The following is a 25,102-nucleotide window of genomic DNA, read 5'->3' as shown; positions in this document are numbered from 1 at the left end:
ATCAGAAACCGTGCTCGACCCGGCCAGAATTGCTCAGTCCCAGATTGCGGAAGCGCGACAACGCCATGAGCGGGAAGAACTGCTTGTAACCGTGATAGCGCAGATAGAAGACCTTCGGGAAACCAACGGCGTTGTAAGGCTTCTCCTGCCATTCGCCTTTCTCGTCCTGCTGCGAGACGAGATAGGAAATGCCACGCTTGACCGCCTTGCTCTCGCGATGCCCGACAGCCATCAGACCCAGAACCGCCCAGGCCGTCTGGGTCGGCAGGCTCATATCGTATTCGCCAGGCGTTGCCCCTTCATAAGAGGCACAATCCTCGCCCCAGCCGCCATCTTCACGCTGCGTGCTTTCCAACCAGGCCACTGCCCGCAGCACAGCCGGATCGTCGTGCGGTACACCTGCAATATTGAAGGCACAAAGCGCCGACCAGGTGCCATAGATGTAATTCGTGCCCCAGCGCCCGAACCAGCAGCCCTCTGCCTCCTGCTCGCGACGAAGATAGTCAAGACCCCGTTCGATGACGGGACGGTCTTCAGGGAAGCCCAGTTCGCACAGGAAAGAGACGCAGCGCGCCGAGACATCCGCCGTCGGCGGATCGAGCAGCGCCCCATGATCGGCGAAAGGAATATGATTCAGCGCATCGAGATCATTGTCGATATCGAAGGCGCCCCAACCGCCATTGGTGCTCTGCATCCCGACGATCCATTCGCGGGCGCGGGCGATTGCCTCGCGATTGCCCTCCGGATCTTCACGATTGAGCAGCATGCCGACCACCGCCGTGTCATCCACGTCGGGGTAATAGTCGTTTTCATACTGGAAAGCCCAGCCACCTGGCCGCACATCGGGGCAGTTGATGGCCCAGTCGCCCTTGACGTTCAGGATCTGGCGCTGGCGCAGCCATTCCATGCTGCGTTGCAGGCGCTCGCGCGTCTCTTTCGGACGTGTGGCATCCGGGCCGGAGGCGGCCTCCGCCATGGCGATACCCGAAAGCCCCGTATCCCACACAGGCGAGACGCATGGCTGGCAATAGGTCTCGTCTTCCTTCTCGACGAGCAGTTCCTGAATACCCTTCCAGGCCAGTTCGACGCGGGGGTCGTTATCGGGCACGCCGAGTTCGCGATACATCATCACGACATTGGCCATGGCCGGATAAATGGCACCGAGCCCGCCTTCGCCCAGACGCGGCTCGATAAAGTCGATTGCCGCCTTGATGGCCTTCTTGCGCAAGGCTGGTGGGAAACGATGCTCGATCGGCCGAAGCATCGTATCGACCTGCTTGAACACCCGCCCCCAGACAGAGCGATAAGGCCCGCGAATCCAGTCCTTCACCTCTTCCGGCGGGGTGACGAACAATTCCTGGATATGGATGTTGCGCGGATTGATGGCACGTGGCTCGAGGGTACGCAGCACCAGCATCGGTGCCACCACACAGCGCGACCAGTAGGACATGTTCCACATGGAGAACACGGCTGCCTTGGGCACGAGCATCAGTTCGACCGGCATGACCGGCGTGGCACGCCAGGGCACCTCGCCGAACAGGGCCATCTGGATGCGCGTAAAGACATTTGTCCGTGCCGCACCGCCACGATCAAGAATGGCTTCACGTGCGCGCTTCATATGCGGCGCGTCGATATCATCACCGATCGCCTTGAGCGCGAAATACGCCTTTACCGAAGCGGAAAGATCGAAACCGCCATCATGGTAAAGCGGCCAGCCGCCATGCGCGCCCTGGATACGACGCAGATAGACGCCGATACGCGCCTGCTTTTCCTCATCAATCCGGTCTAGGTAGTGCTCAAGCAGGACATATTCGGCCGGAATGGTGGCGTCGGCTTCGAGCTCGAACACCCAGTGGCCATCGTCATTCTGCCTGTTGGCAAGCGCGGCATGGGCGGAATCGATAGCCTGACGCACCTGGCCAATATCCGCCTCGGCCGGAATTCCGGTCTCATGGCGCTCCAGAACGTCGGAATAGATCAACATTGCCCGCCCTTGTCCTTTCTAAAATACAGTCTCGATATCAATGTGACAGACCCAGAGCCCTGATGGCCTCCGAGCCCGAGCGTATTGCTCCCTCAATGGTCGAGGGAAAACCCGTCTGGGTCCAGTCTCCGGCAAGTGCCAGATTGGCCAGCCCCGTTTTTGCCTGAGGCCGCAGCCGATCCTGCGCTGGCGTGGCGGCAAAAGTCGCCCGCTTTTCACACACCAGACGCACAGGCGGCACAGCCTCAGGCAAGGTCTCGACAAGAACCGGCCCGACAGCCTGGCGGATTTCCGACCAGATTGTCGCAATCAGCTCGTCATTATCCCGCGCAGCATAACGATTTGCCGCGCTTACAGTCACGGAAAGAATCTCTCCTTTGAGATAGATCCACTCCGCAACACCCCCGACAAGCCCTACGAACCCGACCTTGGCCAGCATGCCACGCGCCGTGACAGGCCCCGGCAGGCGGTAATGAACATTGATGATGCTCTCATAGGCATCCGGCGCCGTGAAATCGGGCAAATGCGGTTCGAGCAGCGTGCGCGCCACAGGCGAAGGGGCTGCAAACACCACCTTGTCTTCCGGCCCGATCGCAATGGTCTCGCTGCCGCTTTTCAGTCCGACAACACGTCCATCCTGCACATCGAGCCCGGCAATACGGGTGCCGCAATGCACTTCGCCCTGAAGCCGCGTGAGATGGGCAATCGCCGGATCGACAAAGCTCTCCGACAGGCCTTCAGCTGGATACCAGGGGCAGCAGGCCGTGCCGCCAAGAGCCAGGGTCTCTCGCATGATGGCTGCCAGAAGCGCAGCACTTGCCGTCTCGAGTGGCGTATTGAGCGCCGAAATCGCAAACGGCTCCAGCAATCTGCGGGTCAGCATGCCCTCGCCCAGAAACGCACTGACCGTCTGATCCGGCCCCGCCTTCAACAGGCGCCCCAGCATCGCCAGCTCTCCGAGTTTCATACCCGGCACACGGCGGCGTCTGGAAAACGCCCAGAACGGTACGCGCCCTTTCGACAGCTGAAGCGTCCAGCCCGTGTTGGTCGAAAGATCGAACCACGGGAATAGCGGCGCCCCCGGACCTATCAGGGTCTTTTCGGCACCGATCAGGCCAAGATAGCGAAAGCTCGCCTTGTTGGCCGAGAGCAGCAGATGGTTGCCGTTATCGATACGCGCATCGAGCGCCTTGTCGTAATAGGAACGCGCCCGCCCGCCACAGGCAGGGCCTGCTTCATAAACCGAGACACGCGCCCGCCCTATGACATCGACCGCAGCGGAAAGACCGGCCAGACCGCCGCCTATGATATGAACATGGGTCATGGATCAGCGATAATAGGCGAGAAGGGAACGCAGGATGCGGGCGGCCTTGCTGATCTTCACCGGCACGTCCGGGTGACGCCAGCCGCGACGCAGCAGCGCCGTCAGGATCGGATGATACGACGCCGCCATGATACGCGCCGGACGCATGGCCACGGAGTCGCAGCGTTTCATGGCACGACGTGCTTCACGAAAATGATCGGCTGCGCGCTTTGCTAGGATACGGGCCATCGGGTCGAGCCCCAGCGCATAAAGCGCCTCCTGCGGGTCGAGCGGCACATCGTACCGCACCAGCAATTCGCGCGGCAGGTAGAGACGCCCCCTGTCAGCATCCTCCTGCACATCACGCAGGATATTGGTAAGCTGCAGCGCACGCCCGAGGTGATGCGCCACCCGATCGGCCTCAGGAGAGGAATCGCCGAAGACGCGTACCGAAAGTCGCCCCACCGCCGAGGCCACGCGGTCGCAATAGAGGTCGAGCGTCGCTTCGTCGGGGGCCACAATCGGGCCTGCCGCATCCATCGCCATGCCGTCGATCACGGCGGCAAAATCTTCCTTGCGCAGACCAAAACGGACGATGGTGGCAACCAGCACCCGATCGAGCCCGTCCTGGGTCTCACCCTCGTAAAGGCGGTCGATCCGCTTGTGCCAGTCCTTGAGCGCCTCGAGACGATCCGGAACCTGAACATCCCCGTCGGCAATGTCATCCACCTCGCGGCAGAACGCATAGACGGCAAACATACCGTAGCGTTTTTCCGGCGGGAGAATCTTCATTCCTTTGGCGAACGACGTGCCAGCGCGGGTTACAATGGCATGAACATGCTCAAGATCGGCCGAGGCACAGCCCAGCACCGCTTCCTGTCGAAACCCGCTCACCGCTTCATCCCTGTATCATCCAAGAGCTGCGCCTTTTACCTGCAAAAAATCAAACAGCAAAATCCGGCCCGCGCCACGGGCGTTTTGACCCTGTTCGCTCCCCTGAGGGGGCCCCTCCGCAACAAGGAAAACACATCATGCGATTCTCACACTCTCTCGCTCTTGGCACGCTCGCCCTGGGGCTGGGTGCAGGTCTCACTGGCCAGGCTCATGCGCAGCAGACGGCCACCGCCCATGCCGATCACCTGCTCAAGGCCGACCATTCATGGAACGGCAAGGCCTATACGCATTATCCCTCAGGTCAGCCCACACTCATGATGATCAAACTGACCATCCCGCCCCATACGGCCCTGCCCTGGCACACGCATCCCATTCCCAATGTCGGCTATGTGCTGGAAGGCCAGCTAACGATTGAAGACAAGGTCAGCGGGGCGAGTCACACCTTCCATCAGGGCGAGGCCTTTGCCGAGAGCATGGATGACGCCCATCGTGGCGTTTCAGGCGATACGGCAACAGTCTTGCTTCTGACCTATGCTGGCGGCAATAATCTTCCAACTTCAATCCCGCTCAAGGGTGAAAAGAAAGAATACTGATAAAAAGCACGAAATTTCGTGTGGAAAATGATTTGACATTCGAAACGAATGACCGTCTCCTTGCTGTCATCTGACCCATCGGAGATAAGCTCATGACCGCGCCACTCACCCAGGAAGCCAAAGAAGATCTTCTGGAACGTGGATATTCACGCCGCCATTTTGGCCGCCTGACGAGCCTGCTCGGCATGAGCGCCGCCCTGACCCAGTTCAGCTCCTCGGCTTTTGCCGCCATCAAGGCACCCGGTGATGACCCGTTTGTGGGCCATCCCGACATGATCCGTATCGGCAGCAACGAATGCTGGACCGGCCCTTTCCCGTCTGCCGTCACGGCAGGCCAGGCTCAGGTGCCCTATGGCAACCGCTACGAGCCCGACCACCTGCGCTCGACCCTGCTGCGTACCGCCTCGTCAGTCGAGGGCATTTCCGAAGAGCACATCCTGCCCTGGCCCGGCTCCAGCGACCCGCTCTGCCGTTCGGTCGTGACCTTTTGTTCGCCCGAACGCGGTCTGGTAACGGCCAACCCGACCTATGAAGCCGCCTGGCGCACGGCCGACTGGATGAAGATCAAGCTGACGCGCGTGCCGCTCTCGGCCCATAACGGCTATGCTACCGACGTGCGCGCCATGCTCAAGGCCGACCCGAATGCAGGCGCCTATTACATCTGCAGCCCGAACAACCCGACCGGCACCGTCACACCGCTGGAAGATATCGCCTGGCTGGCCGACAACAAGCCTGCCGGCTCGGTCATCATCGTTGACGAAGCCTATATCCACTTCTCGGGCGCACCCAGCGCGATCTCGCTGGTCAAGCAGGGTAAGGACGTCATCGTTCTGCGCACGTTCTCGAAGATGTTCGCCATGGCTGGCCTGCGTCTCGGCCTCTCCTTCGCCCGGCCGGACCTGCACAAGCGCATGATGCGCTATGACGGCCCGAACATGATCTCCATGCTCAACATCGTGGCGCTCGCCGCGGGTGCTGTCAGCCTGACCCAGGCCGATGCCATCAAGGCACGACGCGACGAGATGATCGCCGCACGCAGCATGACCTTCGATCACCTTGCCAAGCGCAATATCCGCATCGTGCCCGGCAGTCAGGCCAATATGTTCCTCGTGGACTGGAAAAAGCCTGCGGCCCAGATGAAGACGGCCTTCGCCGCCAAAAAGGTCGAAATCGGCCGCAACTGGGATATCTGGCCGACCATGTCGCGCGTGAGCGTTGGCTCGATAAAGGAAATGGAAGGCTTCTGCGCCGCCCTCGACCAGATTGTGGCCTGAACATCAGGCGGGGCGCTGGCCCCGCATTCGCAAAGGGAGGCAGCTCCCTTCGCGGTTTTTCCCCTCAACGCCCAGCATGGCCTTGAGGAAGAAGAAACGGACCGACCACCTTTCGCGAGGCTGGATCGGTCCTTTTTTCAACCAATGAGTGCCCGTGCGCCTTTGGCAAAAGCAAGCACTCCGTCAGCACGACCGAGCTTGACCCGGCCCGCCACAGGATCTTCACGACGCAGCCTTGTGGCAAGACGCTGCGAAAGCGCCACCACGACCGCACAATAGGCACGCATACGCCGATCGCGCACCAGACCCGGCAGGGCAGAAGCCTCACGGTTCAGATGATCGACCTCGTCGAGCAGATGATCGAACACGCGCCGTAGCCCGGGCTTGCTGCGCGCCAGAAGCACGTCTTCTACCTTGGCGCCCTCAGCATCGAGCATATCCTGCGGCAGATAGGAACGGTTGAGAGTCTTCAGATCGCCCGTCACATCCTGCAGGTGGTTGAGCACTTGCAACGCACTGCAAAGCGCGTCGGAAAGCGGAAGCGTCTCGACTTTTTCGCCATGCAGTAACAGCAGGAAACGGCCGACCGGATTGGCCGAAAAGCGGCAATAGCCCAGCAACTCGTCCCAGTTGCCATAACGGTTCTTCACCGCATCCTGGACGAACGCTGTAATCAGATCGGTCGCAGTCTCGAGCGGCACGCCAGTCTGAAGCAAATGGCGGCGCAGGATCGCGGCTGTCTGCGCATCGGCACGATGGGGCGCCTCGCGCTCGCCGCGAATGACCTCCTCCATGCCTTTCAGCCTTGCAATCTTGGCGTCGGCAGAAAGCGTGGCGTTGTCGACCATATCGTCGATGACACGGGCAAAATTGTAATAGGCCGTGACATGCGCCCGGTTCGCTCTCGCGAACAGAAGAGACCCGACCGGGAAATTCTCGTCGCCTGCGCCCTTGGGCGAGGTGACGTCAGACTCGCCCCAGACCGGGTCGATGGTCTTGCTGATGGCGTTCATCAGGCGTGGGTCTCCTCGGTGTAAAAGCGGCTTTTCCACTGAACGCCGCGTCCGCGATGATGATCGACCGCAGACCCGATGGTTGCCGCCATATAGAACGCCGCCACAACCGGCAGGGCAAGCGCACGCAAGGGCGAAAGCTTGAACCGTGAGAGTGTTGGCAAAAAGGAGACGATAGCCAGAAACAGCGAGGCGCCCCCCATGACGCGCACCCGCCCGCGACCGAACAGCGCAAAATAGACAGGTGCCAACCAGACCAGCCCCATGCCGATTATCGTGCAGAGCAGGATGACCGGCGAATAACGCAGCTGCACATAGGCCGTGCGCGCGATCATGCGCCAGATATCGCCCGCACCGCGATAGGGGCGGATCGACCAGGCGAGCGTGCTATGGCCAAGATAGAGCTTGCCCCCAGCCCGCTTGATGTCAGACGCCAGAGAGCAGTCATCGATCAACGCCCCGCGTACTGTCTCGACGCCGCCGATACGTTCGAGCATCGCACGACGCACCAGAATCGTACCGCCTGCTGCACCAGCCACTTCGGAAGCCGGATCATTGACCTTCTCGAACGGATAGAGCATCGCGAAGAAATAGACGAAAGCAGGCACCAGAAGGCGTTCGGCGGCGCTTTCACAGTTCAGCACCACCATTTCCGAGACCATATCGAGCCCGTCGCGCTGCGCCTTTTCGACCAGCGTTTCGAGATGCAGGGCCGAGTGCAGGATATCGGCGTCGGTCAGCAGAATGAATCCGTCTGCATCCACCTTTTCGCGCGCGACCATCTCACCCTGATGCACCGCCCAGAGCTTGCCGCTCCAGCCTTCCGGTCGCTCGCGCCCGGTCACAACGGTCAGGCGACCATGCGGGTCGGGCACCTGACGGGCCAGATCGCCCGTACCATCCGTGCTGCCATCATCGACCACAATGACACTCAGCCTGCCCTTGTAATCCTGCTGCAGCAGCGTCGCGAGACATGGCTGAATCGACTCGGCTTCATCTCTGGCGGGCACGACGACAGCGACATCCGGCCACACACTGGCCGATACCGTATTAACCGGGGTCAGCCTGGTGCCTGTACGCCAGAAACGGCCATGGGCAAAAAGCAGCTTGCCCCAAGCCGCCAGCGCAGAGACGGCCATCAGATTTCTGATCATTTCGTAGAGATCCGCCCATGTTCGCGAAACCAGGTTATCGCGTCTGCCACAGCCTCGCGCGCCGGACGCGGCGCATAACCGAGTTGCTCCTGGGCCTTGAGAGAGGTGAAGAACATCTTTTTCTTCGACATGGCGAGTGTCTCGCGCGTCACGCGCGGCTCGATGCCAAAACCGCGCGCCAGCCATTCCGAAACGATGGCAACAGGCTGCAGCCAGGACTGCCTGAGACGGATACGCGGCGGCTTGACGCAGGCAACCTCGCTGATCAGCGAGAAGAAATCGCCAAGCATGTAGTTTTCGCCACCGAGAATGTATTTCTCGCCAATCACGCCTTTTTCCAGTGCCAGGGCATGACCCTCGGCCACGTCATCGACATGCACGATGTTGAGCCCGCTATCGACATAGGCAGGCATGTTGCCAGAGGCGACATCGACAATCATCTGACCTGTCGGGGTAGGCTTGATATCACGCGGGCCTACCGGTGTGGACGGATTGACGATCACCGCAGGCAGGCCACGCTCGCGCACCAGCTTGAGCACTTCCTGCTCGGCCCGGTATTTCGAAAGTTTATAGACCCCGATCACGTCGTGTTCGGTGACAGGGGTAAGTTCATTCGCCGGTGTCGCATCCTTGGTCAGGCCGAGGGCGGCAACAGACGAGCAATAGACAATACGCTCCACACCAGCATCGAGCGCAGCCATCATCAACCGACGCGTGCCCTCGACATTGGCCCTCATCATGACAGCGGGGTCCGGCACCCAGAGGCGATAATCGGCGGCCACATGAAAAAGATAGCGACACCCGGCGAGAGCCGGACCGAAACTCTCAGGCGCGGTGAGATCACCGATCACCAGATCGGCGTCCAGTCCTTCGAGATTTGACAGATCAGCCCCTGCGCGCACCAGCAGCCTGATCCTGTGACCCCGTTGCTTGAGAATACGCGCGACTGCCGAGCCAACAAAACCGGTTGCCCCGGTAATCAGCGTGTATTCGCTCATGATAGGCCTTGATGCTCACGTTTATTGCAAATTGATATCGCACCATACCGTTCACGGAAGGACAAGCAACCTGCGGGTGATGGCTTTTTCGTCATGTTCCGCCTTGGAGTAGCGAAAGCAGACTGTCTGGTGTAGACAGCCGCGAACACTCGACAGCGCGACATATTCTAGAAAATGCCGCAGAAACCTCATCTGCCCTTTTCCCTGGCCATATGAGGGCCCTCGCAACCCTGCGTCGTTCGGACAAGACTGGCCTTGAAAACCCTGACCTTCATCCTCTCCCTGCTCGGCCTCGCTCTGCTGACAGGGATCATGGCCTGGCTCGGCATCGGTCATGTTTTCACCGCCATGCAGCGTATCGGAGTCGGCGGATTTTTGGCCATGGTTGCCGGTCAGGCGCTGGTCGATGTCGGGCTCGGAACGTCCTGGTATCTCGCCTGTCCAGAAGTCGGACTTTTCAGAACCATCGCCTCACGCGCTGTGCGTGACGCCGCAGGAAACTGCCTGCCCTTTTCCCAGCTCGGCGGCATGGTGATCGGCATTCGCGCCACCTGCAGCATGCCCACCCTCAGCCGCAAGCTCGGCCCGTTGCAATGGCCTGCTGCCGTTGCGACCAATATTGTCGACATCACGACCGAGGTGCTGGGCCAGATCGTCTTTGTCGTCATCGCTCTGGCATGCCTTTTCTCCCATACCGGCGCCAATAAATTCACCTGGCCCGTTCTGGGAGGGATGGCCCTGCTGGCCCTCGGCATTGCAGGCTTCATCTGGACCCAGCAGCGCGGCGGCGTGGCCATTCATCATGCCGCACGCTTCCTTGGGCGTCATATTGCCGAAGGCTGGCGCACGACGCTGATCGACAATATGGACAGTTTTCAGGGGCAGCTCGACCTGCTCTGGGCCCGCCCGGCTCGCATCGCAAGCGGCGCCATGATGCATCTGTTGTGCTGGCTTGGTGGCGCTGGCGTTACCTGGCTGTCGCTGGAACTGCTCGGCGCCCATATTGGCTATATCGGCGCAGTCGCCATCGAAGGTGTCGTGTGCGGCATCATGTCGGCCTCGTTCCTCGTGCCTGCCGCGCTCGGCGTGCAGGAGGCGGCTTATGTCGCTCTCGGCTATTTCTTCGGTATCGAAGCCGAAATCTCTCTTGGCCTCTCCCTTCTGCGCCGCGGGCGGGATATCGCGATCGGTATTCCTGTCATGGCGCTTTGGCAGATTTCCGAAATGCGCCGTCTGCGTGCCAGCAAGCATGAAGCCAAGGCCAGCGAAACCCTCGATTACAGCGACAACGCCACCGGGAGCGAAGCATCATGACGATGCCTCTTTTCGGTACGCTCTGCGTCATAGGGCCGGGGTTGATCGGCTCTTCCGTCCTGCGGCGCCTGCGCGCCCACCTCGGTCTGGTCGACAGGCTCGTCGTGGCTGACCGCGACCCCGCTGTTCTCGAACGGATACGCGAGCTCGATCTGGGCGATATCGTTACCGACGATATGCAAAAAGCGGTCGAAAACGCCGACTGCGTCATGCTTTGCGTTCCCGTAGGGGCTATTGCTTCTGTGGCTGCCGGCATCCTACCTCATATGAAGCCGGGCGCCATTCTGACCGATGTGGGCTCGACGCGCCGCAGCGTTGTCGAGGCTCTCACCCCTCATCTGCGCGATGATATCGCCTATGTACCGGCCCACCCCATGGCGGGCACGGAGCATTCAGGCCCAGATGCCGGCTTTGCGACGCTTTTCGAAGATCGCTGGTGCCTGCTCACCCCGTCAGGGGATGCCCCCCAGGAGGCCATAGACCGCATCGCGGATTTCTGGCGCGCCATGGGGGCGCGCATTCGCATCATGGATACAGATCATCACGACACGATCTGCGCCATGGTAAGCCATCTGCCGCATCTGATTGCCTTCACCATCTGCGGTACCGCCGATACGCTTGCGGAAGACATGCGCGCCGAAGTGCTTGATTTCGCCGCCTCGGGTTTTCGGGATTTCACCCGCATTGCGGCTTCTGACCCGACCATGTGGCGCGACATCTTCCTGAACAACAGCGATGCCCTGCTGAGCGTACTTGATCGTTTCAGTCAGGATGCCGCCGCCATGGCAGAGGCCATACGCAAGGGCGACGAGAAAACCATTGTCGAGACGATCTCGCGTGGCCGGCGCATCCGTCGCAGCCTGATCGAAAACCGGCAGGCCTGATTTCTCAGCAAGGCTGAAGAGGGAGGGGTTCGCGCCTTTGCGAGAGGCGGAGAGTTACTCCGCCCCAGCCATGGGGCGTTGCCCCATTCCCCGCCAAAGGGCCGTCGCCCTTTGGAAACCCTCTACCGAGGGCTCACTGGCGGGGCTGTACCCCGCCGGAAACACGTTCAGATGGTGACGACGCGCAGGGTGTTGGTCGAACCCTGCTGGCCGAAAGGCAGACCAACGAGCAGAACCAGCTTGTCGCCCTTTTCGGCATAGCCTTCCGACACGGCCAGACCGACAGCCTGATCGACCACGCCTTCAACACCATAGACCGGCGTTTCCTGACCGACCGACATGGCGCGGACGCCCCAGACCATGTTCAGGCGACGCGCGGTTTCATCATCCGGCGTCAGGGCCAGAACCGGGCAATCGGCACGCTCACGGGCAATCTGCAGCGCACCACGGCCGCTCTGCGTATAGACCACGATGACCGCTGCCGAGACGGACTGCGCAACATGCCATGCAGCTTCTGCAATGGCGCCACCGGTCGTGCCATCGCTATCAGGACGAAGGGCCTCTTCCTGCATGCGCCATTCGAGATCGTTCTCGACGCGACGCGTCACGCGAGCCATGACTTCCACAGCTTCGCGCGGGTACTTGCCTGCTGCGCTCTCGGCAGAGAGCATCACAGCGTCCGTACCATCAAACACGGCATTGGAGACGTCAGACACTTCTGCACGCGTCGGTGTCGGCGAGGTGATCATGCTTTCCAGCATCTGCGTGGCAACGATCACCGGCTTGCCCTGGAAGCGGGCTTCGCGGATCGCACGCTTCTGCTCGATCGGCACTTCCTCAGCCGGAAGCTCGACACCCAGATCGCCACGAGCCACCATCACAGCGTCAGACAGCGCGATGATGTCGCTCAGACGCTCCATGGCCTGCGGCTTCTCGAGCTTGGTCATGATCCAGGCGCGGCCCTTGGCGATGTCCTTGGCTTCCTGCACGTCTTCAGGACGCTGCACGAAGGAAAGCGCCACGTACTCGACACCGAGATCGAGAGCGAAGGCAAAATCCTTGTGGTCCTTCTCGGTCAGGGCCGGAATGGGCAGCACGACGTCAGGCACGTTCACGCCCTTGCGCTCGGACAGCCAGCCACCGACCTCGACTTCGGTTTCCATATGCGTCTCGTCGCAGGACACGACACGCAGACGCATCTTGCCATCATCAAGCAGCAGGCGGCTGCCGGGCTCGGCAGCACGCATGATTTCGGGATGCGGCAGACAGGCGCGGCGGGCGTCGCCGGGCGTGCGGTCCAGATCAAGGCGGAAACGGGCGCCTTCAATCAGCTCCACTTTGCCATCGGCAAACGTGCCAACGCGCAGCTTCGGACCCTGCATGTCAGCCAGAATGGCGAGCGGGCGACCAAGCTCGGCCTCGACGTCGCGAATGGTGGCATGACGCTTGGCATGGTCTTCATGCGAACCATGCGAGAAGTTCAGACGGAACACGTCAGCGCCGGCCAGAGCCAGTGTGCGGATCATCTCATGCGTGGAGGAGGCCGGGCCGAGGGTCGCAACGATCTTCGTGCGGCGCTGTTCGGCCTCTTTCTTCACTCCCGTGCCCTGAGCCGAAGCTGCCTGAGGTGAGGATGTCATACTGATCTCCGATCCAATTGCTGCACGTTGCATATCATAGCCTCAGCTAGGCTGAAGCGTCTCTCCTGGCAACAGCCCCCAGAACACACGTCTGGGAAGCCATCCCGTATACCCCTTGACCACCACCTTGCACCATGTCGAACCCTGAGGGCACAGCTTGAGCGTCCCCACGGTTCCCGGCTGCAGGACGGCGACGATGGCACTGTTTTCATCAGACTGGCTGTAAAGCAGCGTATCGCCCTGACGCTGGCGCGCCTCGCTTTCGCCAGGCACATAGCCCAGCACACGCGCATCGGCCTTGCCGATCACATCGCCCGATTTGGCCGAGGCCTCGCCCACAGCCGCAGCATGACCCTCAGGCGGCTGACCGGGAATGACGAAGGTACGCTGGCCGACCAGCGTTGCCTGATGCACCCAGCCTTTCATGCCATCCGAGTCTTCAATCAGACGCCAGACGTCGAACTCGCGCTCCACCTCAACAGGCAGCCCGCGGCGGTGATAGACCCACTCGATCGGATAGCGCTGTCCCGGCCCCTTGCGCATAAAGACCTTGTCTGCACGCATCGCGGCAAAGCGGGGCAGCGGCAGGCCTGTATTGGTCCCCTTGTCCTGCGGGGGCGCGTCGGGTGCGGCAGCCGCTGCGGCGGCATCATCGGCAGAAGGCGGCACAGGCTGCGCTGCAACCGCAGCCGCACCAGCCGCAACACCTGCTGCTGCGACAGCGGCACGGGCATGATGCTTGCCAGTGGCGTGAGACTTCGCGACGCGTGTCCCTTCGCTGGCATGGGCAGATTTATGCTTCCTGCCGGCCGCCTTCTTGTGATGGGCGCCTGTCTCAGCCGCCGCAGCCTTGGCCGAAGCGGCAGAAGAGGTTGCATGTTTATGGTGATGTGCAGGGTATTTTGTCGTCTGTGGCGCCGCTTCTGCCAGCGCGCCGAACGGCAGCAGAATCGTCAGCCCGATGCCGTAGACGATGCGGAATGTCTTCATGGGTGCATGGGTGCCAAGTTGTGGCGCTTCGGGCAAGAGGGCGACCGCGCTACAGGCTCAAAATCTGAGCGTCAGCTGTGCGCTCCAGAAAGCTTGTCACACCACAGATACGCGTCCCGGCACAGAGATCCTCAACAGTCAGACCGGCAGCCTTCATCCCGGCCTCGCAGGCCAGAACCTCGCCGCCAAGCTCGAAAACGGCGGATCGCAGGGTTTCGAACCCTGCGATCCCCCTCTCCTGGAACCGTGTATCGAGCGCCACACCCTCCAGTGCAGACCAGTCCTGGCGCAGCGCCTCGACGCTCAAGCCCCCGGCAAACAGGACGACATCGCGCCCGAGAGCCAGCGCTCCCGCAGCGAGCACAAACGCGTGATGAGCCCGTTCGAAAGAGCGATCGGCCAGAATGATTCCCATCACGCGCATCGTCAGCGCTCCCCTCCGCAACAGGCGCATTCAGGGTCCGGCGGCAGATCGAAGCTCCGAAACGACGCATTGAGTGCGCTCCAGACCAAGACACGGCCACTCAGCCCCTGCCCGAGGGAAAGCAGCTCCTTCAGCGCCTCAATCGCCATCAGCGAGCCGATAACCCCGGTGACGGCACCGAAGATTCCTGCCTGGCCGCAGCTCAAAGCCTCACTCTGTTCTGCATCCGGCATCAAACAGCGATAGCAGGGGCGACCCCGACCGGGCACAAAGGTCGAAAGTGTTCCGTCGAAACGCTGCACAGCCCCGGAGACGAGTGTCTTTCCCAATGCCCAGCAGCAATCGGCCACAGCATAGCGTGTCGGGAAATTATCACTGCCGTCACAGACAAGGTCATAGGCCCTGACGAGATCCGGCAGGTTCTCTTCAGTCACCCGCTCAGGGTGGGGTACAATCTCGATTTCCGGGTTGAGCGCAGAAAGACGCGAGACGGCGCGATCGGCCTTGCCCTGACCGACATCGCCGGTTTCAAACAGGATCTGACGCTGCAGATTGCTCAGCTCGACATGATCGTCATCAACAATACCGATCCGCCCGACACCCGCAGCGGCGAGATAAAGCCCGACCGGGCTGCCGAGCCCACCAGCCCCAATGATCAGAACAGACGAGTCGCGAAGACGTGCCTGCCCCAGCGCCCCTATTTCCGGCAGCAGAATATGCCGCGAATAACGGCTCAGGGCATCATCGGTGAAGGTCAGATCAGGCAAATCGGGCGACATGATGCAAAGGAAATCCGACTCTCAGAGAAAACTTCGTTGGCTCTCGGGATTTAGATGACAAAAGCCTGTCCACTCCCATAACATAGTACCGTTCGTCGAAGAAAACAGAGGCTTCTGCCATCCGGAACGACGCTTGTTGCCGGCTTGATCGATTAAGACGCACGGTGGTCGTGCGTTCATGTCCCTTTTGCCAGTATTAAGAGAAACGCCATGAGAGACCCCGCCGGAGTCCCCTACGAAGTTGCAGCGTTCTCGGAGCGCCTGACGTGGCCCTCATTCAAGCGTATGCCCCATATCATGGGGGCCCTTTTTGTCGCGCTGGCCTGCATCTACGCTCTCTCCCCCTATCTCGCGCTCTGGTCTCTCTCCTCGGCGCTGCGCAGCCACGACACAATCACTCTCTCACAGCATATCGACTGGAGCGCGCTAAGCACCAATCTAAAGGCCGAAGCGATTGACGCTTTGATCGGGCCGCCGCCAGCAGCAGACGACCTCCCGGATTTCGGCTCGTCCTTTGCCAGCAATGCCGTCTCTCACGCCATTGATACGCGGCTGACACCGGAATTGCTGATGACCATGGCGTCGCAGATGGTCGACACCCCCCGAGCGGCTCCTGTTTCTAGTCTGAGACAGCTTTACGCCCGCCTATCGGCCCATTTTGTCTCGCCCTTGCGCTTTGAAGCCGGTCTGGTGACCGCGCCCGGCCAGAGACCGACGATCGTGCACATGAAGTTCGAACAATGGCGCTGGAAAATCACCGGCTTCGATATTCCGAAAGCCATCTGATTTCCCTGCGGTCAAATGCGCTGCCTCCTCAGAGCTTGCGGCGCGTGGACCCCAGACCAAACCGGTGCATCACTCTGGCAATAGTGTAAGGCAGTACCAGCACATTGCGTGACTTCGAGTGCAGGCAAAGCTGGAGCAGGCGCAAACGTACACGATCCTCAATGCGCAGACGCGTATGGCTGAACATGACGCCCACGAACTCATCAAACATGCCGATCAGTTCATCGCGATGCTGCGCCATTCTGATCTCATGCTCGTAACGCGCAAAATAGATCGACTTGAAGGCCTCTCCCGCAATCAGATTGCTGAACCGGGGAAAAAGAAGGTCGCGCACATAGATCGCACGCCGCTCGGGATCTGAGGCAAAAAGTCTGCATAATTTGTGGATGTACAACATCCGGCTGCGACTCATGCGAATGCTGTAGGACGTGCTGTTCTTGTTGATGCACCAGACCGTAACGGCCTGCGGAAAAAAGTAACTCGTGAAGCCGGCACGAAACAGCCTGAGGAAGAGATCGTCATCCTCATAACCCATGAATTGCTGATCGAACCCTCCGACCGCTTCAAACGCCTCGCGGCCAATGATCGACGCTGAAGGCAGGATATGCATATCGCGCTCGATCAGATCCTCGATCGAGTATTTCGGGTGTTTGCTGTGTCGGGTAACAATCGAGGTGGCGATGATATAGCCGTCTCCGTCCGCCTCCATCAAGTCGCCATAAGCCCAGCCGAAATGCGGGTCGTTCTTGGGAATATGCCCCAGAAGCAGCTCGATATGGTTCTTGAGAAAGAAGTCATCCTGATCGAGAAAACAGATAAAGGCTGCTTGCGTCAGAGACACGCCAAGATTACGGGCGCTCCCTTGTCCGCCGTTTTCCTTATGATGCACGCTCACATCATAGCGCGCAGCAATGGCCTGCAAGCGGGAAGATTCTTCTTCAGAAGACCCGTCATCGACGATAAGAAACTCGTCGGCCTTCACTGTCTGGGCCAGAACGCTGCGTATGGCGCGCTCTACGTAGCGGGCGCCATTATAGAACGGGATGATTACCGCAACGGTTTTGCGATCTTCTGCTGTTGCAGGTCGGGTCGGGGCCTTCGCCGGGGCCGCTCTGCCTGACGATTTTCTGGCAGAAACAGCCTTTGTGCCGGTTTTCGCGTCTGGGGCCTTGCTCATTAAGGCGTTCTCCCTGTTCACGCCGACCGCAATCCGGCGCTTTTTACAGCGCCGGAAGTCACGATTGCCATGACGGCGCCTCAGGCTGTTCCCTGCCAGCCCCATCCAGGCGTGGGGTGACGGGGAAAGCTCGCAGTTCAGACAGGCCGAAACGGGCATCTGCTGCATCGGCCTGCAACGGCTGGTACAGAAAGCGCCCCTTCAGCAACGGTCATCAGGCCGGGGGAAGATCTTCTTCAAGCACCGTGATGTGGATGGCGTAGGAGACCTCGCCCTCGTCATCATCGCGATGAACCGTACCAATGACCTCGTCATTGACAGCCAGTTCAACCGTGTGACCGGCGCGTGCCGGCGGGTTGACGGTCAGCTTGGGTGAGCCGAGCAGGCGACGCAGCGTCGTTTGCAGACGGGTCAGCTCTGAAGCAGGGATAGTGGCCATGATCACTCCTGGATTTTGAAAGCTGGAGCGATCTGTAGAGCATCCTGCCTCCCTGCGAAACCTCCTTTAGGATGCCTGCACTTTTCGCAAAAAATCGGCCATTCTGCTGCCATGATTCCTTCGCAGCCTTCGAGCTTCAGAAAGATTGCCTGTGGGAGAATCATGCTTCGCTTTCTGCTGGCCCTTGCTGCTCTCGTAGTGGCACCGATGGAAATCGCCTTCGCGGGGGCGGCCCCGTCGCATTTCAGTGCCGCCCTGTCGCGTCAGATCTCGAGCGATGGTCCGCGTGCTGTCGCTTGGCGACTGACGCTGGATCATAACTGGTCGCGTGTCGTCAGCGATGTTGCGACCAATGACCCGGCACTGAGTTCGGCGACGCTGCGTGCGCTGCTCGATTACACGCCCAAATATGAAAAAGCTTCCATGCAGCAGGCGCTGAGGGAGCGTCTGCAGAAAGACACGCTTGCGGGGCTTGCAGCCCTCTCCCCCGTTTCCCACAGCCCCTATTCGGGCCGGGCTATCTGCGGCGCAGGCGAAGCCCGCTGGAAGCACCAGCTTCAGCCCGCCCTGCTGGCGACACATGACATCGTCTATGCCCTGCAACGCGAGGATTGTCTCAGGGCGTTACGGTTACATTCCTGAGATTGAAACGATCTTTTAGAAAAGGCACAGAGAACTTCTTCAGTTTCGGGCTGTTTTTGTCATAAATTCGAAATCACGAATCTGTGACACTCTTCGCGTTGAGGAATTTCTTTGCCTTCCACCCTGCGTATCGCTTCAGGCGCCATTGCGCTTTTGAGCCTCTCCGGCTGCGGCTATTTCGACTCACGTGAAGCCCATCGGGCCCAGATCGCGATGATCGGCATGACATCGAACGATCTGCAGGCTTGTGCCGGCATTCCGAGTTCCACCAAGGTGCTCAACGATACGACGCAGATCTATCAATACACGTCGAAAATGAATCTGCCGACCGCGAGTGATTCAACCATCATTCCGGTTCAGCAGATCCTGAACATGACCCAGGTTACGCTGGGCGGTGCTGGCACGACCTGCACAGCCATCATTCGCCTCGATCATGAGCGCGTCTCTGAGGTGCATTATGCGGGCGATGACGATGAGATAATCGGGTCTGACGGCATCTGCTCGATCATTACCCGTGGCTGCGCCCGCCAGCCCGAGGCCAGCATGCGCAAGGTCAGCGGCGGGCCGTTTGGTCCGGTTTCCGCCTTCCATTCACCGCGTGCCCCCAATCAGAGCACCGCTGCCACCTATAACAAGCAATCCGCCGAGACGGTGCCCAATTATACCGACGACACCAAGCCGGTTATCGTCCCAAGGCCTTGAAAAGGGCGCCCGTAGCAATCTCCTGCTTCATGCGCGAGATTGCCACGGGCAGGCCCACAAACAGCGCCTCCCCGATCAGGAAATGTCCGATATTGAGCTCGCGCAGCCCGGGCAGTCCGGCGACACGCCCCACATTGGCGTAGGTCAGCCCGTGGCCGGCATGGAGCTCAAGCCCACGTGCCTGCGCAGCCTGAGCGCCATCATAGAGACGCGCGAGTTCCGTCTCGTCCGGGTTGTGCGCGTAGGCCCCTGTATGTAGCTCGACAACCTGCCCCCCGATACGCGCAGCCGCCTCGATCTGGGCAGGATCAGGGTCGATGAACAGGGAGACGCGGATACCAGCCTCTCTCAGACGGGCAATTTTTACCTGCAGATCGGCCTGCTGACCGACCACATCCAGCCCGCCTTCCGTCGTCACTTCCTCTCGGCGCTCAGGCACCAGACAGCAGGCATGTGGGCGAAGCGCGCAGGCTTTCGTCACCATCTCCTCCGTCGCCGCCATTTCGAAGTTCAGGGGCACTGAAAGCCCTTCGCGCAGCCGCGCCATATCCTCATCGCGAATATGCCGTCTGTCTTCACGCAGATGCGCCGTAATGCCATCGGCGCCATGACGTGCCGCCAAAAGGGCTGCTGCTACCGGGTCGGGATGGGTGCCACCACGCGCGTTACGCACGGTCGCGACATGATCGATATTCACACCCAGTCGGATCATGATGTCTTTCCCTTGTTCATGGCGCGCCGGGCGCCCAATTCGCGCGCCATACGCAGCGCCGCGAGCAAGCTGGCCGGATCGGCAACACCCTTGCCCGCGATCGAAAAAGCCGTGCCGTGATCGGGCGATGTGCGAATGATCGGCAGGCCGAGCGTCACATTCACCCCGGTCGCCATGTCCAGTGTCTTCAATGGAATCAGGGCCTGATCATGATACATGCACAGGGCGGCATCATAGAGAGGCCGCGCCAGATCGGTAAAAAGCGTGTCTGGTGGATAAGGGCCGGTCGCGTCGATCCCCTCATCACGCAGTACGTCGATTGCAGGCTGGATCATGTCGCGCTCTTCAAACCCCATGACGCCGCCCTCACCCGCATGAGGGTTGAGACCGGCCACGGCGATACGCGGCGCCTCCATGCCGAAATCGCGTTTCAGCGCAACAGCCAGTGCACGTCCTACCTGTACGATCCGCTCGCTCGAAAGGCTGTTCAGCGCCTCACGCAGGCTCACATGCACCGTAACCGGCACCACGCGCAGACGTGGCGAGGCAAGCATCATGATTTCCTCGCCCGGCACACCGCATAGCGATGCCAGAAACTCCGTATGGCCGGGAAAGCCGAAGCCCGCTTCCTTGAGCACGATCTTGCTGATGGGGTTGGTAATGACAGCCGATACCACCCCTGAAAGGGCAAGCTTCGTGGCTGTCTCAATCGAGGCGATAATCGCACCTGCCAGTGCCCCGTCCGGCTGACCTGGCACGACAGGAACCGGAAGGGTGATCGGCAGAACGGGAAGCGCTTCTGCAAACACAGCCGAAGCCTCATGGGCATTCTGCACGATCTGTACCGGCACATGCGGCGCAAGCAGGGCAGGATCACCGACCCAAAGAAAGGCCTCACCCTGCTCTCGCAGGGCTTTCCAGGCCAGGACCGTCAGTTCAGGGCCGATCCCGGCGGGATCGCCCATGGTGAGTGCAGGCAGCATGACGCCCCTCATACACGTCGAAACCGGAACTTACCGGCGGGAAAACGCGTCCAGAATTCTCACCCAGGAACGAATGCCCTTATGGAAGGATTCCACTCCATATTGCTCGTTGGGCGAGTGAATACGGTCGTCATCCTGCGCAAAACCGACCAGAAGCGAGTCCATATCGAGCGCCTCCTTCACCTCGGCCACGACCGGAATCGAACCGCCGCAGCCAATGGAAACGGCTGGCACCCCCCATTCCTCACCCAACGCATCGAGCGCAGTGCGCAGAAGAGGGCCATCTTCCGGCACAGCAAAGCCGGTCGATGCGCCATGCTCGGTGAAGCTCACCTTGGCATCAGCGGGCAGAACAGCGCGGATATGGGCACGAAAAGCGGCGCGAATGGCCTCGGGATCCTGCCCCGGCACAAGTCGGAACGACACCTTGGCCATGGCTTTGGCGGGAAGAACAGTCTTGAACCCGTCGCCCTCATAGCCGCCTGATATACCGTTGATCTCGTAGCTCGGGCGCGCCCAGATCTGCTCGATAGCTGTAAACCCGGCCTCGCCCGCAGGCTGCGACAACCCGACAGGAGCCAGCGTTGCGGAGTCATCCGGAAAGATCGCGCGCCACTGCGCCCGCACCGTGTCGGATGGCACAACGACATTGTCATAGAACCCAGGCAGGGTCACATGGCCGGAATCGTCGCGTACGCTACCCAGCGCCTTGCAAAGCAGCTCGATGGGGTTGCGTGCTGCATTGCCGAACATGCCCGAATGCAGATCATGCGTTGCACAGACGATCTCGACCTCTTCCCCAACAAGGCCGCGCAGGCTCGTGGTGATGGCGGGCGTCTTGCGATCGGGCATGCCTGTATCACAGATCAGGGCCACATCGGCCTTGAGTTCCGTTGCATTGGCCTTGAGGAAAGGCATGAGATTGGCGCCGCCGCTCTCTTCTTCCCCCTCGATCAGGATAGAGACCCGGACGGGCAACGTGCCGTGCACGGCCTTCCAGGCCCGGCAGGCCTCAATGAAGGTCAGCAACTGGCCCTTGTCATCAGAGGCGCCGCGCGCCACGACAATTCTGCGACCATCGGCCTCGGTCGTGATCGACGGCTCGAACGGATCGCTCTTCCAGAGCGAAAGCGGATCGGTCGGCTGCACATCATAATGGCCATAAAACAGGACATGGAGCCCCTCTGCCGGGCTTTCATCATGCCCGACGACCATCGGGTGGCCAGGCGTTTCGCGCAGACTTGCTGCAAAACCGAGCGCCGTAAGTTCGTCACGCACCCATTCCGCTGCCTTGCGGCAGTCACCGGCATGTCTGGGCTGAGCCGAAATGCTGGGAATGCGCAGCAAGGCAAACAGCCGCTCGAGGCTCTTGTCGAGATCCTGATCGACCCGCGCCAGTACCGTTTCCGTGCTTTCAGTCACCCGCACTCTCCTTTACCACACTCTGCCCAACGAGACGGGCGAGGGTCCGGCGATAGACAGCCCTCATCCGGGCTGCCTGGCTCATTGCCGCCTCGGACGCCTGACGCCACGTCTCCTCACTCTGATAGAGACTGACGATCGCATCTGCAAACCGTCCGGCATCGCGTTCGACGTTCAGAGGCTCCTGCAGATTTCCTCCTTCTGCGACGCAGGGCAATCCGCAGGAAGCCGCCTCGATGCGTTGCAGCGCAATCTGACCGCTGCCTTCATCAGGCGCGATCAGGACACGACAGGTCGAGGCCAGTTCGGCAAAAGGCAGCTGCCCTGCCACGAGCGGTGCTATCTGCCGATAATGGGTCATCATCGACAGATCGAACGATTGCAGTGATCCATTGGCGACAATGAGCCTTACGGGCTCTGATAACCGCCCTTCAAGGCGCAGTAACACCTCACGCACGAACCATTTGAGAAAACTCTGCGTATATCCCGGCGCCGTAGCAGGCTGGGCCGCGAATAAAAGATCGTGCCTGTCCCCAAAGTCGCGCCCAATCGGGCTGCCTTCAGGCTGTACGGTAACCTCATCGCCGAGAATGGTCAGACCGACGAGCCCGGCCTCGCGCAGCAAAGCCGCCTGGCCGTCATTCTGGACCACGATATCCTGGCAGAACCAGGCATGGGCAAGCTCTTCGGCAAGAAGCTGCTCCTGCAAGGCGGGGTCATCGACAACAAGCTTCCTGCCGGGAATGTGCAGATCATTCTCGCGCTCGAAAGCCTCGACCTCGCGCAGATCAAGCGTCACCCGCTCTTCCGGCAGCAATCCCGCCTTGTCGCTCAGAAGCGGAAAGACCGTATTCAAGGTATGGCCACCACAGATCCAGATCCGGTCGAACCCGCGGACACGCTGCTCGATCAGGCTTCCAAGAGCGTCGACCGAGCCTGTGCGGAATTCGACGGATTCCGGCATCTCCTGCCTCAGGTACGACCGGGCCTCCCCCTCTTTCGTCAGAACGAAGAGTGTGACCTGAAGACCAAGGTCAACGAAGCTTTCGCTCAATGCCCTCAGCCGTAGCCTTTGCGACATCTTCTCTGGCGCACCATCACGGGTCAGCAGCAGAATACGATCGCCCCAACGCGACGAGCGATGCAGAATTTCGGCGTTCTGCGGCGCCTGAGGCAGATTGCCGCGCAGAATCTCGGCAAAATACCTGCGCAGAACCAGAGCCTCTCTTGCCGTGACCGAAGACAGGACTCCTTCACGATCAGGCAGGCGCACGACAAAAGACGGGTCGTAATAGAGACGCCCTGCCGGTGCCGCCTGACGCAGGCTCAACCCGAGTGCCGCCCAGATGGACTCTCGCTGGCGCAGAGTCTGCAATTCCGGGCGATGAGACGGCAGGTTGCGCAGCGCGTCAGTATAGCAGAGCAGCGCCCCCCCTCCGACCGTATCGCAGGGCCGAACGAAATCGACTTCAGGCGCAAACGCATCCTTGCCGGCACCATAGGCCGAACAACTGCCGTCACGCGCGACAGAAAGCCCTGCCTCGGCAACCCGCAGATCAAGACCAAGGCCCTGCGGCGCAACAGCAATTGCACCGTCCTGATCAAGGCGCGCCAATGCTGCATCCAGCGAGCCATAAAAAAGATGGCATCCGGCCTCGATCAGCAGCACACGCGCAGCAGCCAGCTGAGGCACGGCACGCTGCCATCCGTCCTGCAGGGAGTGAGACGCAAAGGTTACGCGCTCGACACCATAGGCATAACGTCCGATCTCGGCGGTTTCGTCCCTCGCGCCCCGATCGAGCAGGACGACCTGCATCGTTCCGCGATTACCCTCATGCAGCGACGCCAGAGTCTGCAGCACCGCGAGAAAGCTGGCCGCAGGCGAAATGAGGACACTCAGATCCGGTGTGCCGACATAACGGAAGTCGAGCGGCGAGCGTGACAGAAGCGGGATGAGGGTATCGGCGCGCAATGCCTGAAGATGGGCGAGCTGTCGAAGCGCGGGCTCGCTCTCTGATGGCACCTCAACAGGCGCCATCCCGTTTTTCACGAGGTCGATAAAGGCGTTGTCGCAGATGCTACGCCATGTTGGCACATATCCGTTGAGCACTGTGCATGGCAGGGAAATGCCATCTGCCGGGCTCCGCCCCTCAAACAGACCGTAACGGACAAAATGGTCATACCCGTTACGGAGTGAGCGGGCGCGCACCTGGTCGTTCACATCGGGATAGCGCTCAAGATATTCGCCTTCATTGAAAGCGGCATTGGGGCTGAAATGCGTTGGCGTTTCATTGGACAGATAATGATGAAGCGGCGACACATATTCACCGCTCTCGATCTTCGCCGCCACATCTTCATACTGCGCCAGATACCAGACCGGATCGAAATACCAGGAGCAACGCGACGTGTTGAGATCCTGCGAAAGGATCAGGCGCGTGAATTCCCCCATCTGGGGGTCGAATGGCAGGCGCTGCTGGAACAACTCCGCGCGCAGCATGTCCGGCACGAAGAAGGGCATGCTGACGCGTCGCTCAAGCTGCCCTTCTTCCAGATAATGATCGTAGCCGTTGCTGTATCCCATTTCCCGCACCAGGGCGGGCGTCAGGTCGGGATTGAGATGGAAATAGTCGCTTTCCGAAAAAAGCCAGTGACAGGAGCGTCCCCTGTGACCCGTCTCGCAGTAATGCTGGAAGCCGGACTCGAACACACCCATCCTGATGCCAGTCTCGACATCATGATTGACCCGCCGGTACCAGATTTCGTCGAAATACCGGTTCGGCGACTGCGCATAGCGCGCGCCGTCACGCTGCCAGAATTCAAAAAGACCGCGATCGTCAGGCAGGGCACCCATCATGTCGAGCACGGCCTGGCCGTAGCGTGCCCGATACCAGACAGGGTCGAAAACGGCCCAGAGCGGTGTACGGGTCTCGCGCTCTTCACCCGGTCCGAGCGCACTCAAGGTCTCTGATATCACGGTCATCTTACCGGCCTCGAT

General features: G+C 60.5%; 23 protein-coding genes. 7 read left to right on the top strand and 16 right to left on the bottom strand.

Annotated features, from left to right (window positions below; all coding sequences use genetic code 11):
- Position 1 precedes the first annotated feature (1 nt).
- Genes shc through hpnD form a run of 3 tightly spaced genes read right to left on the bottom strand, consistent with a single transcriptional unit; the run spans position 2 to position 4,181 of the window.
- Positions 2–1,984 (bottom strand): squalene--hopene cyclase, encoded by a 1,983-nt coding sequence (gene shc / locus IEV53_RS14425; RefSeq protein ID WP_188427533.1) that lies wholly within the window; start codon positions 1,982–1,984, stop codon positions 2–4.
- Between the two features lie 37 nt (positions 1,985–2,021).
- Complete coding sequence (gene hpnE, locus IEV53_RS14420; RefSeq protein ID WP_188427532.1) at positions 2,022–3,308, bottom strand: hydroxysqualene dehydroxylase HpnE; 1,287 nt, start codon at positions 3,306–3,308, stop codon at positions 2,022–2,024.
- Positions 3,309–3,311: 3 nt separating this feature from the next.
- On the bottom strand, positions 3,312–4,181 hold the full coding sequence (gene hpnD, locus IEV53_RS14415; RefSeq protein WP_229719923.1) for a presqualene diphosphate synthase HpnD: 870 nt from the start codon (positions 4,179–4,181) through the stop codon (positions 3,312–3,314).
- A 137-nt stretch (positions 4,182–4,318) separates the two neighbouring features.
- On the opposite strand from hpnD, the gene IEV53_RS14410 reads away from it, so the two are divergent.
- Positions 4,319–4,774, top strand: coding sequence for a cupin domain-containing protein (locus IEV53_RS14410; RefSeq protein ID WP_188427531.1), 456 nt, complete (start codon positions 4,319–4,321; stop codon positions 4,772–4,774).
- A 92-nt stretch (positions 4,775–4,866) separates the two neighbouring features.
- On the top strand, positions 4,867–6,048 hold the full coding sequence (locus IEV53_RS14405; protein WP_188427530.1) for a pyridoxal phosphate-dependent aminotransferase: 1,182 nt from the start codon (positions 4,867–4,869) through the stop codon (positions 6,046–6,048).
- A 137-nt stretch (positions 6,049–6,185) separates the two neighbouring features.
- On the opposite strand, the gene hpnC is transcribed toward IEV53_RS14405, so the two are convergent.
- Genes hpnC through hpnA form a run of 3 tightly spaced genes read right to left on the bottom strand, consistent with a single transcriptional unit; the run spans position 6,186 to position 9,213 of the window.
- Positions 6,186–7,061: a squalene synthase HpnC gene (gene hpnC / locus IEV53_RS14400; RefSeq protein ID WP_188427529.1), complete on the bottom strand. Its 876-nt coding sequence runs from the start codon at positions 7,059–7,061 to the stop codon at positions 6,186–6,188.
- Positions 7,061–8,215 (bottom strand): glycosyltransferase, encoded by a 1,155-nt coding sequence (locus IEV53_RS14395; RefSeq protein ID WP_188427528.1) that lies wholly within the window; start codon positions 8,213–8,215, stop codon positions 7,061–7,063. Before IEV53_RS14395 ends, hpnC begins: the two co-directional genes overlap by 1 nt.
- On the bottom strand, positions 8,212–9,213 hold the full coding sequence (gene hpnA / locus IEV53_RS14390; protein WP_188427527.1) for a hopanoid-associated sugar epimerase: 1,002 nt from the start codon (positions 9,211–9,213) through the stop codon (positions 8,212–8,214). The genes IEV53_RS14395 and hpnA overlap by 4 nt, the downstream gene beginning before the upstream one ends.
- Before the next feature lie 255 nt (positions 9,214–9,468).
- Here hpnA and IEV53_RS14385 point away from each other — a divergent pair, with 255 nt between their 5' ends.
- Entirely contained in the window at positions 9,469–10,527 is a 1,059-nt protein-coding gene (locus IEV53_RS14385) for a lysylphosphatidylglycerol synthase domain-containing protein (protein WP_229719922.1), read from the top strand.
- Positions 10,528–10,529: 2 nt separating this feature from the next.
- Positions 10,530–11,411 carry a prephenate dehydrogenase/arogenate dehydrogenase family protein gene (locus IEV53_RS14380; RefSeq protein WP_188427556.1) on the top strand — a complete coding sequence of 294 codons (882 nt, stop codon included), beginning with the start codon at positions 10,530–10,532 and terminating at the stop codon, positions 11,409–11,411.
- Between the two features lie 167 nt (positions 11,412–11,578).
- On the opposite strand, the gene pyk is transcribed toward IEV53_RS14380, so the two are convergent.
- The 4 genes from pyk to IEV53_RS14360 are packed head-to-tail and all read right to left on the bottom strand — an operon-like array spanning position 11,579 to position 15,244.
- Entirely contained in the window at positions 11,579–13,051 is a 1,473-nt protein-coding gene (gene pyk / locus IEV53_RS14375; RefSeq protein ID WP_188427526.1) for a pyruvate kinase, read from the bottom strand.
- Between the two features lie 42 nt (positions 13,052–13,093).
- Entirely contained in the window at positions 13,094–14,041 is a 948-nt protein-coding gene (locus IEV53_RS14370; protein WP_188427525.1) for an SH3 domain-containing protein, read from the bottom strand.
- A gap of 49 nt (positions 14,042–14,090) precedes the next feature.
- Positions 14,091–14,465 carry a hypothetical protein gene (locus IEV53_RS14365; RefSeq protein ID WP_188427524.1) on the bottom strand — a complete coding sequence of 125 codons (375 nt, stop codon included), beginning with the start codon at positions 14,463–14,465 and terminating at the stop codon, positions 14,091–14,093.
- A 2-nt stretch (positions 14,466–14,467) separates the two neighbouring features.
- Positions 14,468–15,244 carry a HesA/MoeB/ThiF family protein gene (locus IEV53_RS14360; RefSeq protein ID WP_188427523.1) on the bottom strand — a complete coding sequence of 259 codons (777 nt, stop codon included), beginning with the start codon at positions 15,242–15,244 and terminating at the stop codon, positions 14,468–14,470.
- Positions 15,245–15,454: 210 nt separating this feature from the next.
- On the opposite strand from IEV53_RS14360, the gene IEV53_RS14355 reads away from it, so the two are divergent.
- Positions 15,455–16,030 carry a DUF2939 domain-containing protein gene (locus IEV53_RS14355; RefSeq protein ID WP_188427522.1) on the top strand — a complete coding sequence of 192 codons (576 nt, stop codon included), beginning with the start codon at positions 15,455–15,457 and terminating at the stop codon, positions 16,028–16,030.
- Between the two features lie 28 nt (positions 16,031–16,058).
- Here IEV53_RS14355 and IEV53_RS14350 read toward each other — a convergent pair whose 3' ends face one another.
- Positions 16,059–17,207 (bottom strand): glycosyltransferase family 2 protein, encoded by a 1,149-nt coding sequence (locus tag IEV53_RS14350; protein WP_188427521.1) that lies wholly within the window; start codon positions 17,205–17,207, stop codon positions 16,059–16,061.
- A 214-nt stretch (positions 17,208–17,421) separates the two neighbouring features.
- Positions 17,422–17,646, bottom strand: coding sequence for a DUF3126 family protein (locus tag IEV53_RS14345; RefSeq protein WP_188427520.1), 225 nt, complete (start codon positions 17,644–17,646; stop codon positions 17,422–17,424).
- A 162-nt stretch (positions 17,647–17,808) separates the two neighbouring features.
- Here IEV53_RS14345 and IEV53_RS14340 point away from each other — a divergent pair, with 162 nt between their 5' ends.
- Positions 17,809–18,288, top strand: coding sequence for a hypothetical protein (locus IEV53_RS14340; RefSeq protein ID WP_188427519.1), 480 nt, complete (start codon positions 17,809–17,811; stop codon positions 18,286–18,288).
- A gap of 111 nt (positions 18,289–18,399) precedes the next feature.
- On the top strand, positions 18,400–18,990 hold the full coding sequence (locus IEV53_RS14335; protein WP_188427518.1) for a hypothetical protein: 591 nt from the start codon (positions 18,400–18,402) through the stop codon (positions 18,988–18,990).
- Here the strand turns inward: IEV53_RS14335 and IEV53_RS14330 are convergent.
- Genes IEV53_RS14330 through IEV53_RS14315 form a run of 4 tightly spaced genes read right to left on the bottom strand, consistent with a single transcriptional unit; the run spans position 18,971 to position 25,087 of the window.
- Positions 18,971–19,702: a pyridoxine 5'-phosphate synthase gene (locus tag IEV53_RS14330; RefSeq protein WP_188427517.1), complete on the bottom strand. Its 732-nt coding sequence runs from the start codon at positions 19,700–19,702 to the stop codon at positions 18,971–18,973. The two genes, IEV53_RS14335 and IEV53_RS14330, sit on opposite strands and share 20 nt — an antisense overlap.
- Positions 19,699–20,682: a 4-hydroxythreonine-4-phosphate dehydrogenase PdxA gene (pdxA, locus tag IEV53_RS14325; protein WP_188427555.1), complete on the bottom strand. Its 984-nt coding sequence runs from the start codon at positions 20,680–20,682 to the stop codon at positions 19,699–19,701. Before pdxA ends, IEV53_RS14330 begins: the two co-directional genes overlap by 4 nt.
- 33 nt (positions 20,683–20,715) lie before the next feature.
- Positions 20,716–22,107, bottom strand: coding sequence for a M20/M25/M40 family metallo-hydrolase (locus IEV53_RS14320; protein WP_371869893.1), 1,392 nt, complete (start codon positions 22,105–22,107; stop codon positions 20,716–20,718).
- On the bottom strand, positions 22,100–25,087 hold the full coding sequence (locus IEV53_RS14315) for a glycosyltransferase family protein (protein ID WP_188427515.1): 2,988 nt from the start codon (positions 25,085–25,087) through the stop codon (positions 22,100–22,102). Before IEV53_RS14315 ends, IEV53_RS14320 begins: the two co-directional genes overlap by 8 nt.
- Between the last annotated feature and the right edge of the window lie 15 nt (positions 25,088–25,102).

This window comes from Asaia siamensis, assembly GCF_014635085.1.
Lineage (GTDB): Bacteria > Pseudomonadota > Alphaproteobacteria > Acetobacterales > Acetobacteraceae > Asaia > Asaia siamensis.
The sequence above is the reverse complement of the archived record's forward strand: the minus strand, read 5'-3'. Positions and strand labels throughout refer to the sequence as shown.

Bases quoted from the DNA above. Each gene is read 5' to 3' on its own strand.
- shc (WP_188427533.1), bottom strand. From the start codon at position 1,984: ATGTTGATCTATTCCGACGTTCTGGAGCGCCATGAGACCGGAATTCCG.
- hpnE (WP_188427532.1), bottom strand. From the start codon at position 3,308: ATGACCCATGTTCATATCATAGGCGGCGGTCTGGCCGGTCTTTCCGCT.
- IEV53_RS14410 (WP_188427531.1), top strand. From the start codon at position 4,319: ATGCGATTCTCACACTCTCTCGCTCTTGGCACGCTCGCCCTGGGGCTG.
- IEV53_RS14405 (WP_188427530.1), top strand. From the start codon at position 4,867: ATGACCGCGCCACTCACCCAGGAAGCCAAAGAAGATCTTCTGGAACGT.
- hpnC (WP_188427529.1), bottom strand. From the start codon at position 7,061: ATGAACGCCATCAGCAAGACCATCGACCCGGTCTGGGGCGAGTCTGAC.
- IEV53_RS14395 (WP_188427528.1), bottom strand. From the start codon at position 8,215: ATGATCAGAAATCTGATGGCCGTCTCTGCGCTGGCGGCTTGGGGCAAG.
- hpnA (WP_188427527.1), bottom strand. From the start codon at position 9,213: ATGAGCGAATACACGCTGATTACCGGGGCAACCGGTTTTGTTGGCTCG.
- IEV53_RS14380 (WP_188427556.1), top strand. From the start codon at position 10,530: ATGCCTCTTTTCGGTACGCTCTGCGTCATAGGGCCGGGGTTGATCGGC.
- pyk (WP_188427526.1), bottom strand. From the start codon at position 13,051: ATGACATCCTCACCTCAGGCAGCTTCGGCTCAGGGCACGGGAGTGAAG.
- IEV53_RS14370 (WP_188427525.1), bottom strand. From the start codon at position 14,041: ATGAAGACATTCCGCATCGTCTACGGCATCGGGCTGACGATTCTGCTG.
- IEV53_RS14365 (WP_188427524.1), bottom strand. From the start codon at position 14,465: ATGCGCGTGATGGGAATCATTCTGGCCGATCGCTCTTTCGAACGGGCT.
- IEV53_RS14360 (WP_188427523.1), bottom strand. From the start codon at position 15,244: ATGTCGCCCGATTTGCCTGATCTGACCTTCACCGATGATGCCCTGAGC.
- IEV53_RS14355 (WP_188427522.1), top strand. From the start codon at position 15,455: ATGAGAGACCCCGCCGGAGTCCCCTACGAAGTTGCAGCGTTCTCGGAG.
- IEV53_RS14350 (WP_188427521.1), bottom strand. From the start codon at position 17,207: ATGAGCAAGGCCCCAGACGCGAAAACCGGCACAAAGGCTGTTTCTGCC.
- IEV53_RS14345 (WP_188427520.1), bottom strand. From the start codon at position 17,646: ATGGCCACTATCCCTGCTTCAGAGCTGACCCGTCTGCAAACGACGCTG.
- IEV53_RS14340 (WP_188427519.1), top strand. From the start codon at position 17,809: ATGCTTCGCTTTCTGCTGGCCCTTGCTGCTCTCGTAGTGGCACCGATG.
- IEV53_RS14330 (WP_188427517.1), bottom strand. From the start codon at position 19,702: ATGATCCGACTGGGTGTGAATATCGATCATGTCGCGACCGTGCGTAAC.
- IEV53_RS14315 (WP_188427515.1), bottom strand. From the start codon at position 25,087: ATGACCGTGATATCAGAGACCTTGAGTGCGCTCGGACCGGGTGAAGAG.